Genomic DNA, 15,456 nt, shown 5'->3' with positions numbered 1-15,456 from the left:
GGGAAATGAGCGGGTCTAACGATCACACAAGGCTTGCGCGCATGAATGAATGCTTTGCTGCTCCACTTCCCTCCGCTGGAATGATCCAGATCAGGTTCCAAGGGTCCGGAGCAGTTGCTCCATCTCAGCCGGTAGGCTCCCCTAGTGAAATAAATAGGTTTATATGCAATTTGTATTTTTTCTACTATAGCATACACTGGATAGATGTAAACCATAATTATCCGAAAAGGCGTTGGACAAATGAAAAATTTACTCGTAACGGGCTACCGAGCGCATGAGCTTAATATTTTTAGCCAGAAGCATGAGGGCATTGTTTATATAAAAAAAGCGCTGACAGGCAAGTTGGTTCCGCTTATAGAAGATGGGCTTGAGTGGGTGATTACCCCGGGGCAATATGGCGTGGATTTGTGGGCGTGCGAGGTCGTGATTGCGCTGAAGGAAATTTATCCTCATTTGAGACTTTCAATTATTTCGGCATACAGCAATCCGGAAGAGAAATGGAAGGATGATAAAAAGGAGTTTTATCAGCAGGTTTTAAAAGGGGTCGATTATTATGCTTCGGTCAGCAACCAGCCGTATAATGGCATTTGGCAGTTTACGGCTAGGGACGAGCTGCTGTTTCGGAAAACGGACGGTATTCTGCTCGTTTATGATGAGGATGCAGGCGAGGGCAGCCCCAAGTTTTTTAAAGAAAAAGCGTTAAAGAAACAGCAGGTTGAGGGTTATGGTTAYTTCAGCATAAGCTCGGAGGACATTCAGAGCATCGCGGATGACGACAACCTGTATTCGGAAAATTAACGATGCATGGCAGTTGAGTAAGAGGAGTTTATTTCATGCTGGCAGGCAGAGACCTGTCAGCTTTTTTTATGCGCAAAGCTGACAGTTTGTATTTTCGAGATTATTGTGTTTGACAAATAATAGGTGGCGTATTATTATCTGATTAGATAAACATCTAATTAGATGAAAGTTAAATTTGTTTGGTGGAGGAAGAGGTGGCGAACGGTGCAATTAGATAAGGTGGTAGCCTATCATAAGGCATTATCCGATCCGACGAGAATTAAATTGTTGATTATGCTGGCTGAAGGTGAGCTTAACGGACAGGTGCTCGCAGAGAAATTAGGCGTGACGCCTGCTACGATTACGCATCATGCAACCAAATTAAGAGAGGCCAGCTTAATTAATGAACGCAGAGAGAAAAATGCGATTTATTTTTCGTTGAACCATTATTTTATTAAGAGCAACGCTAATGCGGCGGCGGAGCTCATTTACCGGAATGCAGGTGCAGAGAAGGGAGTGGACAACATGGAGGATAGCAATAAGAAACTGAAGGATTCAGTCATCCGCAACTTTTTTACAGCTGAGGGTAAGCTGAAGCATATGCCGGCTCAGCATAAGAAAAAATTGATCGTGCTTCAGCTTATGGTTTCTCATTTGACGAGAGGGAAACAGTATACAGAGAAGGAAATTAACGAATTTATCAAAGGTTATCATGATGACTTCGCGACCATTCGCAGAGAGTTCATTATGCATCAATTAATGTTTAGAGAAAATGATATTTACGAATTGAATCCGCAAGAAATATGGGCGAAGTGGGAGATTCTTTCGTAAGCGGAAGTTGTTTTTGATAATAACGGACATCAGATGCCTTATTTGCTTTATTTCTCTCCTATTGGCCGTGGTTGCGGACATGAAGGCCGTTATTTGGCTCTAATCGTTATAAAAGGCTGCGATTTCTGCCAAATAACGGACTCTATGTCCGTTAGAAGTAAATATGAACTCATCGAGCGGTGATTGTGCTTACGCGTCATAAAGGAAAAGTAATTTTTTTATCGAATTTTTTTAATCATAAGAAATGGAAATAAGCAGGACCTGGGGGCTTGGGAGATGGGGAAGGCTGATGGGATTTACAATCAATTGGTAGCAGATATTTTTGAACATGGTAATTGGGACAAAGATCAAGCTGTTAGAACCAAATGGTCTGATGGTACGCCTGCCTACACAAAAAGCTTAATTTCTAAGCAGCTAACATTTGAAAATACAGAGGTGCCTATACTTACAACAAAAAGAGTAGCGTGGAAATCTGCCATTCATGAAATGTTATGKTTTTACGTAAAGCGAACAAGCGACTCCACTTATTTGGATGAACATGATGTGAAGATATGGAGAGAATGGACCAATTCTAATCATAATATCGGCAAGGCATACGGATATCAATTGGGAAAACCAATTATGCTAAAAGGCAAAATTACAAACCAAGTGCATCATTTGATTGATCAGCTCATCCAAAATCCTTCATCAAGGCGGCATGTCATATCACTCTGGAATATTGATGACCTTGATCAAATGGAGCTATATCCATGTGTTTGGAATAACCAATGGCTCATTAAGCAAGGTGCTCTTCATCTCATCGTAAATGCAAGGTCCAACGACATTGGCTTAGGGCATCCATTTAATGTGTTTCAATATTACGTTTTACAACGAATGATCGCTCAGGTGACAGGATATAAGTTAGGGACACTCACGTTTAATATTAATGACGCTCATATCTATGAAAGACATGAAGAACCATTAAAGGAGCAAATGTTGCGTGAGCCATATCCTGCTCCTGAGCTCTGGATAAATCCAGAAATCAAAAGATTTGATGATTTTACAATTCATGATTTTGAATTAAAAAATTACATATACCATCCATCTGTTAAGATGGAGATTGCGATTTAAATGGGAACATTAGGGAGTCGTAATGTGAAGAAGGTTACTTTGTTGTTATTGCTTGCAGCAATAGGAATAGTTGTAATTTTTCAAATTCAAAAGCCCATCCTAAGCGAATACAATGCTATGATCAAAGCAAAAGAATATGTGGACATCGTAAATGAAAAATTGAATTCTAAATTTGACACTGAGATTAATGCAAAGTATGTTGTCCTAGAGAAGAATACGATTTGGAACAAATTGTTGGGCAATCAACAATGGTCTTCTATGATTAATGGTGTCGTTGTAAATGTAGATGCTCATTCGGGGGAGTTTGTTCAAATGGTATTTCCCTTGGATGGCGTCATCAACAAGCTTCCAGAGTAAACATGTAGTAACATCTGAAGGATATCTGAAAGATAAAGTACATAATAAGAGTGGATTACAAAAGGAGCGAATACATATGACGTTGGCAGAAGGTACAAAAGAAAACCCATGGAAATTAAAAACACCCCCTCAGACATCTGAATATGAAATGTATAAGGATGAAAAGGACGGTATAGAAATTTTAGTATGCACAGTTGGGAAGACGGTCTTGCATTATGATTTCCGCTGCATTGATGACTTAAGCGCGATGCTCAAACAACATGGTGACTGGATTGAGCTTGGCAGCGCCGATGAGCAGAAGCCTGCTAAAGAGGGTACTGTTGAAGCATGGGGACGCTCGTCTGAAAACCCAATTGGCGGGTGGTATGGATTGAAAAAAGGGTTGCGCGGCAGATTCGGAATGTATCTTCCACCGTTAATGGAGAAGCTGGGACTTGCAGAAGTAGAGCATAATCCAAGGAATAATCGGATGAAGTCCATTTAATCGCAGTGGTGTGAAAACTTGAAATGGGACGAGAACCATACAATCCTAGTGTGAATGACTATTGAGTTTGAATGATTGGCTGCCGCAATGGCAGCTTTTTTTTATTGTAAGAGTGATTGAGAACTTACAAATATTTGTATATATTTATTTAAAAAGAATGATTAGGAGGGTTATTCCTTGACATCCTCACATTTGAAACCCGATAAACTAAAACCCGGAGATACCATTGGAATTGTTTCACCATCCTCGCCGGTTGCTTTTTATTGCCCTAACAGATTGAATCGTGGAATAAATGCTTTAGAAAATATGGGATTTAAAGTAATTACAGGACAGCATAGCAGGAAGAGAACAGGTCACACGGCTGGCAGCCTAAATAATCGTTTGGATGATTTTCATCATATGATTCGAGACCCTGATGTAAAAGCTATTATCGCTACAATAGGGGGATACAATTCACATCAGCTTCTTGAAGAATTAGATTATTCGCTCATTAGCAGCCATCCAAAAATTATAATGGGGTATAGTGATATCACTGCACTTTTAGCAGGCATACATGCGAAAACAAATCTTATTACATTTATGGGACCCGCTATTATGCCGCAATTCGGAGAATTTGGCGGACTCATTGATTTTACATACCATTCCTTTGTAAGAACCTTAATGAAAGATACACCAATAGGAATGATTGACTCCAGCGATCATTGGACAGAGGAACATTTAAGCTGGGACATTGACGATTCACGCCCAAGAGCGACCGTCCCTAATACAGGCATGAAGATTTTAAAGCCAGGGCAAGCGAGAGGGCCTATACTAGCTGCGAATATGGGTACACTTCTCCTGCTGGCAGGTACACCTTATTTACCAAGCTTCGAGGGCAAAATTTTGTGTCTTGAAGACGACGAGAGTGAGCACCCAAGTACAATTGATAGATATGTTACACAATTTCGCCAGATGGGTATTTATGATCAAATTTCCGGTCTGATTATTGGAAGATTCCATTCAAATGTAGGATTTAATGAAGAAGATTCATTGCAAGAGCTGCTGCAAAATGCAACGAGAGGATACGATTTTCCGGTTATATATGATGCGGATTTTGGCCACACGGACCCTATGATTGTACTTCCGAATGGTGTTATGGCAAGTTTGCAAGCCACTGAGGAACGAGGGGTACTTTTTTCGATTGAAGAATCCGCCGTGCAATAATAAAATCTACTATATGTCATTTATTTCAGTACATAATATTGTGAATATTATTTTGGACAGAAATCAGCTGCTGTTTTAAACTAGAATAGAATTCAAACGATAATTTGGAGGGTAAAATATGAAATTAGAAAATGAAAAAGAGATCCTGACAATCGTTAATTCAGATGTTACAGCTTCCAGCTTCAAAAATGTACGGGCAGAGCAGGTCACGCTTAACTGTTGTAATCTTAGCGGTATGAATATGAATGATGTGAATTTAACGGGATTACATATCTCCGATGCTAATTTGAGTGAGTTTGTCATTGACGGTGCACAGTGGGGCGGAGCCCATTTTCGCAACATTGGATTCGGCAATCCAAATCAGCCTGATGTTGAATTCAACAGAACACCTGTGCAATTAACCAATTGTAATTTACATCAAAGCGTATTTACGGATTGCAATTTAAAAAACGCTAAATTGGACAACTGCGATATTTCTGGTTTAACTATAAACGGAATTGATATCGAAGGTTTAATTAAACAGTTTGAAGCTATGGAGAAAAAATAGGAATAAAGCAACTTTATCCAGCGAGGCACAATCACTTAAAGCCGTAAAAAGTTCGCCAACAAGGCAGCCTTTTGCGGTTTTTTTTAGAATCAATGGTATGAGTTTTGCTAGTAGGAGTTGTTCACGATTTAGAAGTGTCAGTAACGGACATGGAGGACGCTATTTATGCGGTTAACGTACAATCGGTTTGCTAACGGACATAGGATACGTTATGGCTGTGAAAAGGAGGATAAATATAACTTTTGAAGCTGAATAAGGTCCTCTATGTCCGTTAGTTTGCAAAAAAGGGTGAAAATGCAGCAAATAGAGTACCTGATGTCCGTTAGCAAAGCAACATTGATCTAAATTGTCACGTCTCTATAATATCTGATCGAAAAATAGGAGGAGAGCAGCTATTCGAAACCATATTTTAACTGCTTTGCCGATTCATTTGTTGGCATGGGCAATGATTCTTTCGGCAATGTTATTTGATCCATTTCGTTGGTTTTTAAACCCCATCGTTAATAACACTCCAGCATTTTTAACTGTTTCAAGATGGTTGGCTCAATCATTATTCATAACGGGCCTAATTGGCTTTTCCATATATAAGTTAAGAACGAGTCCCCAGCTGACAAGAAAAGATTTGAATGTAGTTTCTGTACATGTTTTATTTTCTATTGTTCATATTGCAGTCGTTAGTGCGGGTATTTTTATAGCGGTCGGCTTTGAAGATTTATAGTAAATTTTTATCATAAATAAGCAAATGGATGCTGCGAATTAAATGTATTTTTATATGAAGGCTGCCGAAGGGCAGTCTTTTTGTATTGTTAGGTCGGCCTGATTGAGCAGAAAATGATGACTAAATAAAGCCGTTATTGCGAGTACTACGTAAATGTAGGGCTACACGAATCCATAAATCTCTTATAAAGTGGAGTAATCGAAGGTAAGTTAATGATGGAAGGAGAGATAACGTTGAGTATAACGTCCAATAAAGATGGTTTTGAGCTATTGGCATGCCTGCCTATGAAAGAGGATGAGCTTAGTGAGGATGTACCTTTGGCGGGATCATACGCGGTAATCAACTGTGGCGAGCGATTTCTTATTTGTTTTAACAAGTGGAGACAACAATGGGAAGTACCCGCAGGGGGAAGAGAGGAAGGGGAAACACCGAGGGAATGTGCAAGCAGGGAGTTATTCGAAGAAACATCGCAAATCGTTAATGACTTCGAGTTCATCGGGTTGATAAAAGTGAAGAAGCCTAATGGAGATATCAAATATAATCCCATTTATTATGCTAGTGTAGATAAGCTCGTCCCATTCCAAGCAAATGAAGAAACTGAGCAGATCGTACTTTGGGATTTAATTGAAGAAATTGGTCATATGGACGAAGTCGACAAAGCAGTTCTTGAGTGGTGCAAGGTTATCTCTGCTAAAGGTAAAAACGAATGAAATAATGTATGACAAAATAACGATGACAACCGAGCAAAGAAAAACTTAATAAATAAAATATATTTATTGACACTTTCATTTTTTAGCTGGTATACTATGGAACATTACTCATACCCGATTAAAAACATCGGAATTAGAAACATGGAGGCAATGTTCATGAAAAACACAAAAGCATCATACACAAAACTGCTAGTAGCACTCCTCTTATCTTTCTCTGTTATCTTTACACAATCAGCAGCCTTTGCGGCTCCGTCTGAAGCAGCGGCACTAAAGGAAGATGGCGCAGCACAGTATAAGCAGTTTTTGAAAGAAAAATTTAATGTCAGCCTCTCCAGCAAAGTGACGAAGGGTGAATTCATTGAAGCAGTAGCTGATATTCTTGGTTACGAGCCATCAGGCAAAGAGGTCACTTTCTCCGATGTAAAGTCAGATAACAAGCTTTATCCTGCAGCGGCGGCTTTGTATGAGAAAGGCATTTTGTCTGGCCCGGCCATTCAAGGCGATCAAGTACTTACAAGCGCTGTAGCGATTTCCATTGCGGTAAGAGCAGCAGATTTGAAGGAGCTTGCTTATACATACCCGGCTGTTAAAGTAAACAAAGTACTAACGAAGCTGAACGTTAAAAGCAGCGCGCTTGGCACAAAAGGTGCGCAAGAAGTTGCAGCAGCAGTAGATACTGGCTTGCTGCCAGCTGAATTTTACACAGGCTTCAAACCAAAAAATGCAGCAAGCGATCAATTGATCCACACATTGCTTGGTAAAGTGCTTATTACAAAAGGTCTTTACAAAAAGTATATCGGTTATGTTAACGACAACGATATTTTCCAAAAGCTAAGCAGCGCTTACGAAACTTCTGATATTATCGATGCGCCAAAGCTGCAAAAGCTGGTAAATACTGCTTTGGAGCAAAGCTTGATCACAGGCTACAACATCAAGGACTCCCGTTTCAATGCTAACTTCATCGATTCTTTGTCTCTAATTTACGGTCATTCCGATTTTAATCATGCGATTCAGCTTATTGGCTTGCTTCGCAGTGAAGGCTTAAATGCGAAAGTGCAATTTGAGCCAAAAACATCCGCATTTATTTTTCTAGCAGAATGGGGCAACCCTGGTCCAAACGTAGTTAAAATTGCAAATGGCAACTATATTTCGTATTCCAAAGAGTATGACCTTGAATTTGAATTTGCAACTGCGGCAGATAAAGCAGCTTTCCAAGATGTTGTTCTAGCTTATGCGAAGAAAGATGAAGAGGATCAAGCGGGACTTATCGTTGCATCATGGTGGCAGCCGCTTTACTACTCACAAACTGCACTGAAGGATTATGAAATTATTACGAACAACTTTATTACAGATCCAGACAGCCCTTATACAGTTAACCCGTTCTCGCTTAATGAGGATTCTGCGAAGGTCGTTGCAGGATTTAAAGCCATTGATCCTAATGTCAACATTATGCCTACTCAATTTTGGGTAGATAAGCCATTCTTTAGATATTTGCATAACGAAGCGGCTTAATAAGATTATTTGGCAAAATAGTTACGATGAAGCAGCCCTGACCATCATTGATGGTTAGGGCTGCTTTGTGTTATCGTTCAAGAAAAGGAGCTGGTATTTGATGACTGCAATTGCGCATGCTTTGGAAGCAAAGTTCAGGGAGCACGCCAATCCGGAGACGGCTCAGCCTATGGAGGCTTACATGCGCGACCAATTTATTTTTCTTGGCCTAAAGACTCCAGAGCGAACGCAGCTGCTGCGCGAGTTTTGGAAGCAAAATGAAAAGCCAAAGGGCGAGGAGCTGCTGCAAACTGCAGAGCAGCTATGGCAGCTGAACGAGCGAGAGTTCCATTATGTGGCGATGGGTTTGATGGAAAGATACAGCAAAGAGGCCGAGCCTTCACATATCGACAGGCTGGAGCGGTGGGTAACGACCCATTCTTGGTGGGATACCGTTGATTTTCTGGCAGCACATTTAGTCGGCAGTCAGCTCTCGAAATATCCGGAATTAACAGCGGAGTATACGGAGCGCTGGATCGATTCAGATCAGATGTGGCTCCGGAGAACTGCTTTGTTGTTTCAACTTAGGTACAAGCATGATACGGATACAGATCGGTTATTTGACTACATACGCCGCACGAAGGACGAAAGCGAGTTTTTCATTCGCAAAGCGATCGGCTGGGCGCTTAGAGAATATGCAAAAACCGATGCAGCCTGTGTGCATCGGTTTGTAGAAGAAACGCCGCTCTCGCCGCTTAGCAAGAAAGAGGCGTTAAAGCATATCGTTTAGCTTAACGTCGATTTGACTCATCGAGCTGCTGCTTTGAAGAGAAATAGTACAGCCACGATGCTGCAATGGCGAAGGCGGCAATGACGCCCATTCCCCAAAATATATTTGAAAATGCGCGGCCAAGCGGAACATTGCTTTGTGCCGCGAGAACGATACCGCTAATCGCTACGCTGAAAGCACCGCTAATGAATTGCGACAGCTGGAATAAGCCCATTCCAGCACCTACATGCTCACTTGGTAAAATTCTTGACAGCTCGTTCGAAACGCCCGAGTTTAACGCGGAGAAACTAACGCTCATCACGATATAAATTGCCATGACAACGTAGATGGATTGATCCGCGAACAAGGCGAAAGAAACAGCAGCGAGCAAGAGAAAGCAAGGAGTTAGCCGAAGCAGCAAGCTGTTGCCGTGTTGATCAATGATTTTTCCAATGCGATTGGAGGAAAGCATAGCTACAATGGCTCCCGGAAAAATAATGAGACCTGCTTGACCTGGTGTCAGCTTGAACAGGTGAATCAGCACCTGAGGCAGCAGAAAAAGTGTAGAAAAATTGTTAATGTAAGATACGACACCAAGTGTAATCAGACGAATATACCTTTTATTGCGGAACAGAGTAGGCTGAACAAAAGGATTTACTGCACGATTAATCCGTATCCAGAATAAGATTAGTGCAAGTATTCCGCCAATAAGAGCAATTAAGAAATGGTTCGTAATATAGAGCAGAACTCCTGTGGAGCCAATTCCGACAAGCGCGGCACCGAGAATATCGAAGGACCCCTTGTTCGATGGTTCAACCGGCAGCAGTCGATAAAACACAGGAATGAGTAAAAGTGAGATTCCGGTAACGATAAACAGATCGTTCCAGCCTAAATATTGTGTTATAGCACCGCCGATGACGGGGCCTAGACCAAGGCCGAGTGACGCAGCCGAAGTAATAAGTGCCATGGATTTGCCCCGGCGAGCAAGTGGAATGAATCGTGTAATGAGAACGATGGTTAAACTAAGGACGGAGCCCGCTCCGCAAGCTTGAATCAGGCGTGCGACAAGCAGCAGTACATAATGATGACTAAAATAACCAAGCACAGATGCGCCGCCCATGGCGATTAAGCCAATCGTGAGCAGCAGACGAATCGGAACAAAGTCAGAGAGTCTGCTGAAGGTAATCGATGAAATGGCAAATATAATGGAATAACCCGTTATGATCCATGAAGCTGCCGATGGGGATAGCATAAACTGAGCCGTTACTTGGGGCAAGGCCAGATTAAACATCATCGTATTCATGATCACAATAATTACGGTTAAACCTAGCAGCGGGATAACGAGACCGTCTCTAAAGGCGGGCCGCTCCTCGGTGAATACGGGTGGGACAGTAACAGCGGCACTGTTTCTCATATAGAACCTCCAAAGTTGTCTCTTTATCTATTTTCATTGTACGAATATTATCGTACAATGAAAATATAGCATGAGCTATGGTATAATGCAATAAGTACTTAATGAGAGAGGTGCGAATGCCTTTGAAAATATTATTCCATCCCAATCGTGAGGATATTGAGCTTACTTCTGTTTTATATGCATTAAGTGATCCTATTCGGCTTAGCATTGTTGTCGCTATTGTTAAGCATGGCGAGCAGTCCTGCGGCCACTTTGATCTTCCTGTCGTAAAGTCTACAATGACGCATCATTTTCGTACATTGCGTGAAGCGGGTGTAGTGAATGTTAGAAAGCAAGGCACCCAGCATTTTTTGACGCTGCGCACAGAGGATTTGGATGCTCGGTTTCCAGGCCTGTTAACGGCCGTTATTCAACCGGCTTCTGTATAGACGAAAGTAAGGACTATTTCTTTTCTCGCCCATATACGCTAAAATAAGGCTGTACTTTGGCAACGAGAGAAGGAACAACTGTGGGTACACGCAAAGGCTTAAAACTTCGATTCGTCTTGGGACTGTTCGTAATCGGCTCTGTTATCTTAACCGCCATCATCGGCGGTTATTTTGCATGGACGACAAATAAGACTTCACTAACGTCGGGTTATTTGGAAAGCAATTATCAATATGCGCAAAAGCTGTCCTCTAATACGAAAGAATTATTGGATATTATTAGCAACAATGTTGATGCCATAGCGGCAAGAGCAGGCATACAAAATATATCGCAAAAGGAATTGGATAGCTGGTACGATGCGAATGAGCAATATTTTAATGCGATTATCATTGTGGATTCCAATCGTAAAGTGATGTTATCTAGTTTGTCAAACGGAGGAGTCAAGGCAGGGGCAGTGCTGAACTCTTACGCATCGAAGCAAGCGGTTGAACAGAAACGCCCGCTTATTTCAGAGCCTTATGTGGGGACAACAACGAACCAGCTTCTTATGCTAATTTCTTCACCCATATTTAATGAACAAGGCGAATATGAAGGTTTTGTAGCTGGAACCATTTATTTGAGCGAGAGCAACGCGCTTAGCAAATTGCTCAACGAACATTTTTACGGAAACGGATCTTACGTCTACGTAGCAGATAAGCAAGGCCGCCTTATTTTCCATCCGGACCATCAGCGAATTAATGAAATAATTGCTTCAAATGAGGTTATTAATAAGGCGTTAGCTGGCCATAGCGGATCGCAGGAGATCGTTAATTCAAAGCAGAATCGTTATTTTGCGGGTTATGCGAACGAGTCGATAACCGGTTGGGCCATCGTAGCACAAACGCCTGCTTCAATTATTGATAAGCCGTTAAATGAATTGATATGGAGTATACTGCTGCAATTTCTCCCGTTATTTATCGTAATCCTGCTGCTTGCGTGGTATGTTTCCCATTTAATATCGAAGCCTCTATTTGAACTAGCTGCTTTCTCAGAGGAAGCGATTTTATCAACAAAGGCGATACGTTCCAAAATGCCCAAAACAAATTCTTACATCTATGAAGTGAGACAGCTTAATCAAAGTATAAATAACCATTTTAATTTACTGAACAAGGAAATTCGATTGGATGGGCTTACGGGACTTGCGAATAGGAAAACATTTGATTTGACCATTCAGGAGTGGATTGCCGAGGATATACCGTTTGCGCTTATACTGCTGGATGTTGACCATTTCAAAAAAATTAACGATCAGCACGGGCATCTTATAGGAGATGAAGTATTAATCTATACAGCTGCGCAAATAAAAGCATTTTCCAGAAGTCACGATCTTAGCTTCCGCTACGGCGGTGAAGAGTTTGGCATACTGGTTAAGCTAGGAAGCATTCCTACGGCAACCAATATTGCGGAGCGGCTTAGAGAAGGAATCGCTGCTGGCGCGAGTCCGACTGGCAGTCCAATCTACGTTTCAATCGGCATTTCAATGTCGAGTGGGAAGGCGAAGGATGCGAAGGAAATAATTGAMATGGCGGATCAAGCGCTTTATCGCTCGAAGGAAACAGGCAGAAACCGAACAACGGTTTACAACAATAAGCCATTAAGCGGACGAGAGGATTAGTTGTTCGGTTAAGGCTGCTCTGCTCCATACGCCATTCATCCTAAATAGAAAATCATACTGGTTTGTTTAACAGTACTCTAAAGCAATATAACGTTCCCCACATATTTGAGCTAATGGCAGTAAAGCTGGGCGTCGCCTCAAATTCGCCGCCATATGTGAGTCCTGCGGATTCGGCGGCGCGTTTGAGCTGCTGCAAGTCAACGGTCGGATAATCGAAGGTTAGCGCGATCCGGCCTCCTGGTTTCACTGTTCTTGCGAATTCTTTTAAGCTGAGGTCCTGATCTACATGTCTTAGATGCTCAAGCACAGAAATACAGAAGATGATGTCAAAATAATTATCCTCATAAGGAAGGTCAGTTATACTTGCCTGAGCATATTGAACCTTGGACCAACCCTGGTGGTTGGTTATTAACTGGAGAGCTGGCTGTCCTACGTCCTGAATAACTTCCTGAGAAATAGCCTCCCACGAGCTAATGCGCGCATCGAAATCGCAAGCATGCACCTCCTTGCAAACGCCACCCAAATAAAATTTTAATGGGTGCGAAATGCCGCAGGCTGCATCCAGTACGATATCATTTGGTGAAATGAGCGTTCGGCACCATTCATACTCATAGGGACGGCTCCACCAGGTTTCAGGCAAAGGATAGATAAGCGTATCTATCCTCGGATCAGTCGATGTGAAGAAGCGTGCTTCTTCGCGGCTGTGTTCATTTGGATTTAACATGCATTATTTTCCTCCCGCAAACGTGATTATATGGCAAGTTCACATGCAAGGCTCATTTTTCAAGCTTATGATGCAAGGGAAAGATTATGTATTTTACGTGTTTGTATGATGGGAAAAGGGGTTGAATAGATGGGTGCGTCATTCTCATTTCAGACGTTTCCGCGAATAGAGACGGATCGTTTTATTTTGCGAAAAACAGAGCAGCGGGATGTGCATGAATTGTTTGAGCTCTATTCCAATGATGATGTTGTCAAATATACACCGCTGCTGCCTTTCTCGGCAGAAGACGAGGCATGGCAGGAAATGAATTGGCATTTGGAGATTTATGCTCTACAAATAGGCATCAGATGGATAATTGAAGAGAAGAGCTCGGGTAAAGTAATCGGCACCTGTGGGTTTTTACATTACTTGAAGGAGCATGCGCGTACGGATTTAGGTTATGATCTATCTCCAAACTACTGGCGGAAAGGGATTATGAGTGAGGTAGCGGCGCCCATTATCGCTTTTGGCTTCAACAGCATGAAGCTCCATTGCATCGAGGCAAAGGTAGATCCGTCAAACACTGCATCGATCAACTTGCTCTGTAAGCTCGGTTTCAAACAGGATAGTCAGCCAAGGGAATTTGAGTTTGAGGATGGGAATTTTATTGAGCTGCTTGTATTTACGATGCTGCGCAAGGAGTTTGAATTATTGCACGCACGTTAGCGTCTTTCGCAAAGGACGTTTTCATCGTATAATAGGAGGAAGCGAGCCGCAGGAAGCTAAATGTATACTTGCTCGGCGGTGCTGCTTTATAATACTTTTTTTGGGAGGCATTACTAATGTCTATTAGCAAGGCGAGAAAAGCAAGGCAGAAGCTGGCGCAGCAAGGGCGCATGACGCCGGATGCACTGCGGGGCAGCTGGCTGGGCGTCAATCCAACGATCAAACGTACACCTACTTTGCAGGAGAAGCAGGCGAAGCTGAATAAGAAACACCGAAGGAATCACGCGAATTACAGCGATGGTTCCTTTTGTATTTATAGGGGTTGTTTGGTTTGGGAGAAGCAGGTTAGTTGACTTTGAATTTCGTGATTTTACTATGGTAATATGAAGACGTACATAATGAAAGCATGTTGCATTACATTGGGTTTGGTAAAAATTGATTTATGCCTATGTCATGCAACGGATACGAATCAATGACTCACAAACAGTCGTGCCAAGCAGGATTAAAAGTTAACTTTTGGGTATTAGTAAATTAACTTGCATCAAATCCTCGCTCCTCGCTATAATAAGAACAAACGTTCTTATTTGGAGGGGTGGCAATGGCCGCTAAAGAGGAAGAAGCCCGCGGAAAAGTCAGAATGGCAGCTAATCCACCGATACAGACCGAGGAAGAGCTTGTGCTGGTGAAGCAGTACGTTTTGCTTGGCATTGTTATGCGTATTTTGGATCATGATATACGTGTGATCGGCACTTCAGCCATTAAACTGCCGCGGTTTTATGAATCGATGATGCGCGGCATGCAGGATCGGGTGCTGCTTGACCTCGCTGGAATTAGAAGGAAATTCCGCGAAACAGGAATAAAGGTGTATGAGGAGAAGCGCGAAGCCGATGGTTTGCATGCCGAATATGTGTGCAGAGGGTACCATCATCGTTTTTTTATGCTCTGGGGCTTTGTAAAAGCGGAGTCTGAACGGGTGTTAAAACAGTATTTGTCCAGCTAATTTTGTAATTGTTCATGGTTTTGTCAAAATAACAAAAAAACTTTTCAGCTTTCCGTAGTTTAAGGTTGAGAACTTCGGACGATCTTATGTAATATAAGAGGTAGACATTATGATCGCAAAGGGGAGCACATAGCAATGCATAAGTGGATTATGTTTACTGTATTCGCAGCGGCGTCTTTGCTGGGCTTATATTTGCTCACATTCGCACTGCCAGCTAAGCCGGTTGATGAGTCTGCCTCGTTGCCAGAGGGCATGACTTTATTGAAGGTTGTAGCGTCCAACGATTTTGTATTTGATCAAAAAGAGTACAAAGTTAAAGTTGGAGACAAAGTTAGACTAAAACTTTCCAACAAAAGCGGTATCCACGGGATGCATATTGACGAGCTTCAAGTAGCTTTGGATAACGATCACCCGGAAACAGATTTGGAATTTAAAGAGCCAGGTACTTACAGAATCTATTGTTCCATTCCATGCGGTCAAGGACATACAACGATGGAATCGACTTTAGTGGTTGAAGCAGCCTAGTGCGTAATTGATTC

At 42.0% G+C, this 15,456-nt stretch carries 18 protein-coding genes and 1 riboswitch; of the genes, 16 read left to right on the top strand and 2 right to left on the bottom strand.

Features of this window, described 5'->3' with window-relative positions; all coding sequences use genetic code 11:
- Positions 1-50: 50 nt before the first annotated feature.
- A riboswitch (TPP riboswitch) is annotated at positions 51-153 on the bottom strand.
- Positions 154-240: 87 nt separating this feature from the next.
- From AC1DPK_RS18850 to AC1DPK_RS18805, 10 genes are all read left to right on the top strand, one after another.
- Positions 241-798 (top strand): SLOG family protein, encoded by a 558-nt coding sequence (locus tag AC1DPK_RS18850; protein ID WP_477511299.1) that lies wholly within the window; start codon positions 241-243, stop codon positions 796-798.
- Between the two features lie 204 nt (positions 799-1,002).
- Positions 1,003-1,608, top strand: a complete 606-nt coding sequence (locus tag AC1DPK_RS18845) for a DUF2087 domain-containing protein (protein ID WP_477511298.1) — start codon at positions 1,003-1,005, stop codon at positions 1,606-1,608.
- A gap of 276 nt (positions 1,609-1,884) precedes the next feature.
- A complete protein-coding gene (gene thyA / locus AC1DPK_RS18840) occupies positions 1,885-2,718 on the top strand; it encodes a thymidylate synthase (RefSeq protein ID WP_477511297.1) in 834 nt (277 codons plus the stop codon).
- On the top strand, positions 2,719-3,075 hold the full coding sequence (locus tag AC1DPK_RS18835) for a hypothetical protein (protein WP_477511296.1): 357 nt from the start codon (positions 2,719-2,721) through the stop codon (positions 3,073-3,075).
- Between the two features lie 76 nt (positions 3,076-3,151).
- Entirely contained in the window at positions 3,152-3,559 is a 408-nt protein-coding gene (locus AC1DPK_RS18830; protein ID WP_477511295.1) for a DUF6855 family protein, read from the top strand.
- Between the two features lie 177 nt (positions 3,560-3,736).
- Complete coding sequence (locus AC1DPK_RS18825; RefSeq protein ID WP_477511294.1) at positions 3,737-4,762, top strand: S66 family peptidase; 1,026 nt, start codon at positions 3,737-3,739, stop codon at positions 4,760-4,762.
- Between the two features lie 118 nt (positions 4,763-4,880).
- Positions 4,881-5,309, top strand: coding sequence for a pentapeptide repeat-containing protein (locus AC1DPK_RS18820; protein ID WP_477511293.1), 429 nt, complete (start codon positions 4,881-4,883; stop codon positions 5,307-5,309).
- 951 nt (positions 5,310-6,260) lie between these two features.
- Positions 6,261-6,737, top strand: coding sequence for an NUDIX domain-containing protein (locus tag AC1DPK_RS18815; protein ID WP_477511292.1), 477 nt, complete (start codon positions 6,261-6,263; stop codon positions 6,735-6,737).
- Positions 6,738-6,893: 156 nt separating this feature from the next.
- Positions 6,894-8,249 carry a hypothetical protein gene (locus AC1DPK_RS18810; RefSeq protein WP_477511291.1) on the top strand — a complete coding sequence of 452 codons (1,356 nt, stop codon included), beginning with the start codon at positions 6,894-6,896 and terminating at the stop codon, positions 8,247-8,249.
- Between the two features lie 100 nt (positions 8,250-8,349).
- Positions 8,350-9,018 carry a DNA alkylation repair protein gene (locus AC1DPK_RS18805; protein ID WP_477511290.1) on the top strand — a complete coding sequence of 223 codons (669 nt, stop codon included), beginning with the start codon at positions 8,350-8,352 and terminating at the stop codon, positions 9,016-9,018.
- A gap of 1 nt (position 9,019) precedes the next feature.
- Here AC1DPK_RS18805 and AC1DPK_RS18800 read toward each other — a convergent pair whose 3' ends face one another.
- Positions 9,020-10,411, bottom strand: coding sequence for an MFS transporter (locus AC1DPK_RS18800; RefSeq protein ID WP_477511289.1), 1,392 nt, complete (start codon positions 10,409-10,411; stop codon positions 9,020-9,022).
- A 122-nt stretch (positions 10,412-10,533) separates the two neighbouring features.
- Between AC1DPK_RS18800 and AC1DPK_RS18795 the strand changes: the two genes are divergently transcribed.
- Positions 10,534-10,839 carry an ArsR/SmtB family transcription factor gene (locus tag AC1DPK_RS18795; protein ID WP_441880985.1) on the top strand — a complete coding sequence of 102 codons (306 nt, stop codon included), beginning with the start codon at positions 10,534-10,536 and terminating at the stop codon, positions 10,837-10,839.
- Positions 10,840-10,919: 80 nt separating this feature from the next.
- Positions 10,920-12,488 (top strand): sensor domain-containing diguanylate cyclase, encoded by a 1,569-nt coding sequence (locus AC1DPK_RS18790; RefSeq protein ID WP_477511288.1) that lies wholly within the window; start codon positions 10,920-10,922, stop codon positions 12,486-12,488.
- Between the two features lie 52 nt (positions 12,489-12,540).
- Here the strand turns inward: AC1DPK_RS18790 and AC1DPK_RS18785 are convergent, their stop codons facing one another.
- Positions 12,541-13,212 (bottom strand): class I SAM-dependent methyltransferase, encoded by a 672-nt coding sequence (locus tag AC1DPK_RS18785; protein WP_477511287.1) that lies wholly within the window; start codon positions 13,210-13,212, stop codon positions 12,541-12,543.
- Between the two features lie 129 nt (positions 13,213-13,341).
- Here AC1DPK_RS18785 and AC1DPK_RS18780 point away from each other — a divergent pair, with 129 nt between their 5' ends.
- The 4 genes from AC1DPK_RS18780 to AC1DPK_RS18765 all read left to right on the top strand — a co-directional run bounded on the left by AC1DPK_RS18780 (position 13,342) and on the right by AC1DPK_RS18765 (position 15,442).
- Positions 13,342-13,917: a GNAT family N-acetyltransferase gene (locus AC1DPK_RS18780; protein ID WP_441880988.1), complete on the top strand. Its 576-nt coding sequence runs from the start codon at positions 13,342-13,344 to the stop codon at positions 13,915-13,917.
- Between the two features lie 116 nt (positions 13,918-14,033).
- A complete protein-coding gene (locus AC1DPK_RS18775) occupies positions 14,034-14,270 on the top strand; it encodes a hypothetical protein (RefSeq protein ID WP_441880989.1) in 237 nt (78 codons plus the stop codon).
- Positions 14,271-14,515: 245 nt separating this feature from the next.
- Positions 14,516-14,917, top strand: coding sequence for a YhjD family protein (locus AC1DPK_RS18770; protein ID WP_083681694.1), 402 nt, complete (start codon positions 14,516-14,518; stop codon positions 14,915-14,917).
- 135 nt (positions 14,918-15,052) lie between these two features.
- The gene (locus AC1DPK_RS18765) at positions 15,053-15,442 is read left to right on the top strand and encodes a cupredoxin domain-containing protein (protein ID WP_441880990.1); all 390 of its coding nucleotides are present in this window, start codon (positions 15,053-15,055) and stop codon (positions 15,440-15,442) included.
- The last annotated feature ends 14 nt before the right edge of the window (positions 15,443-15,456 follow it).

The organism is Paenibacillus sp. 01T424, from assembly GCF_056398745.1.
The sequence above is the reverse complement of the archived record's forward strand: the minus strand, read 5'-3'. Positions and strand labels throughout refer to the sequence as shown.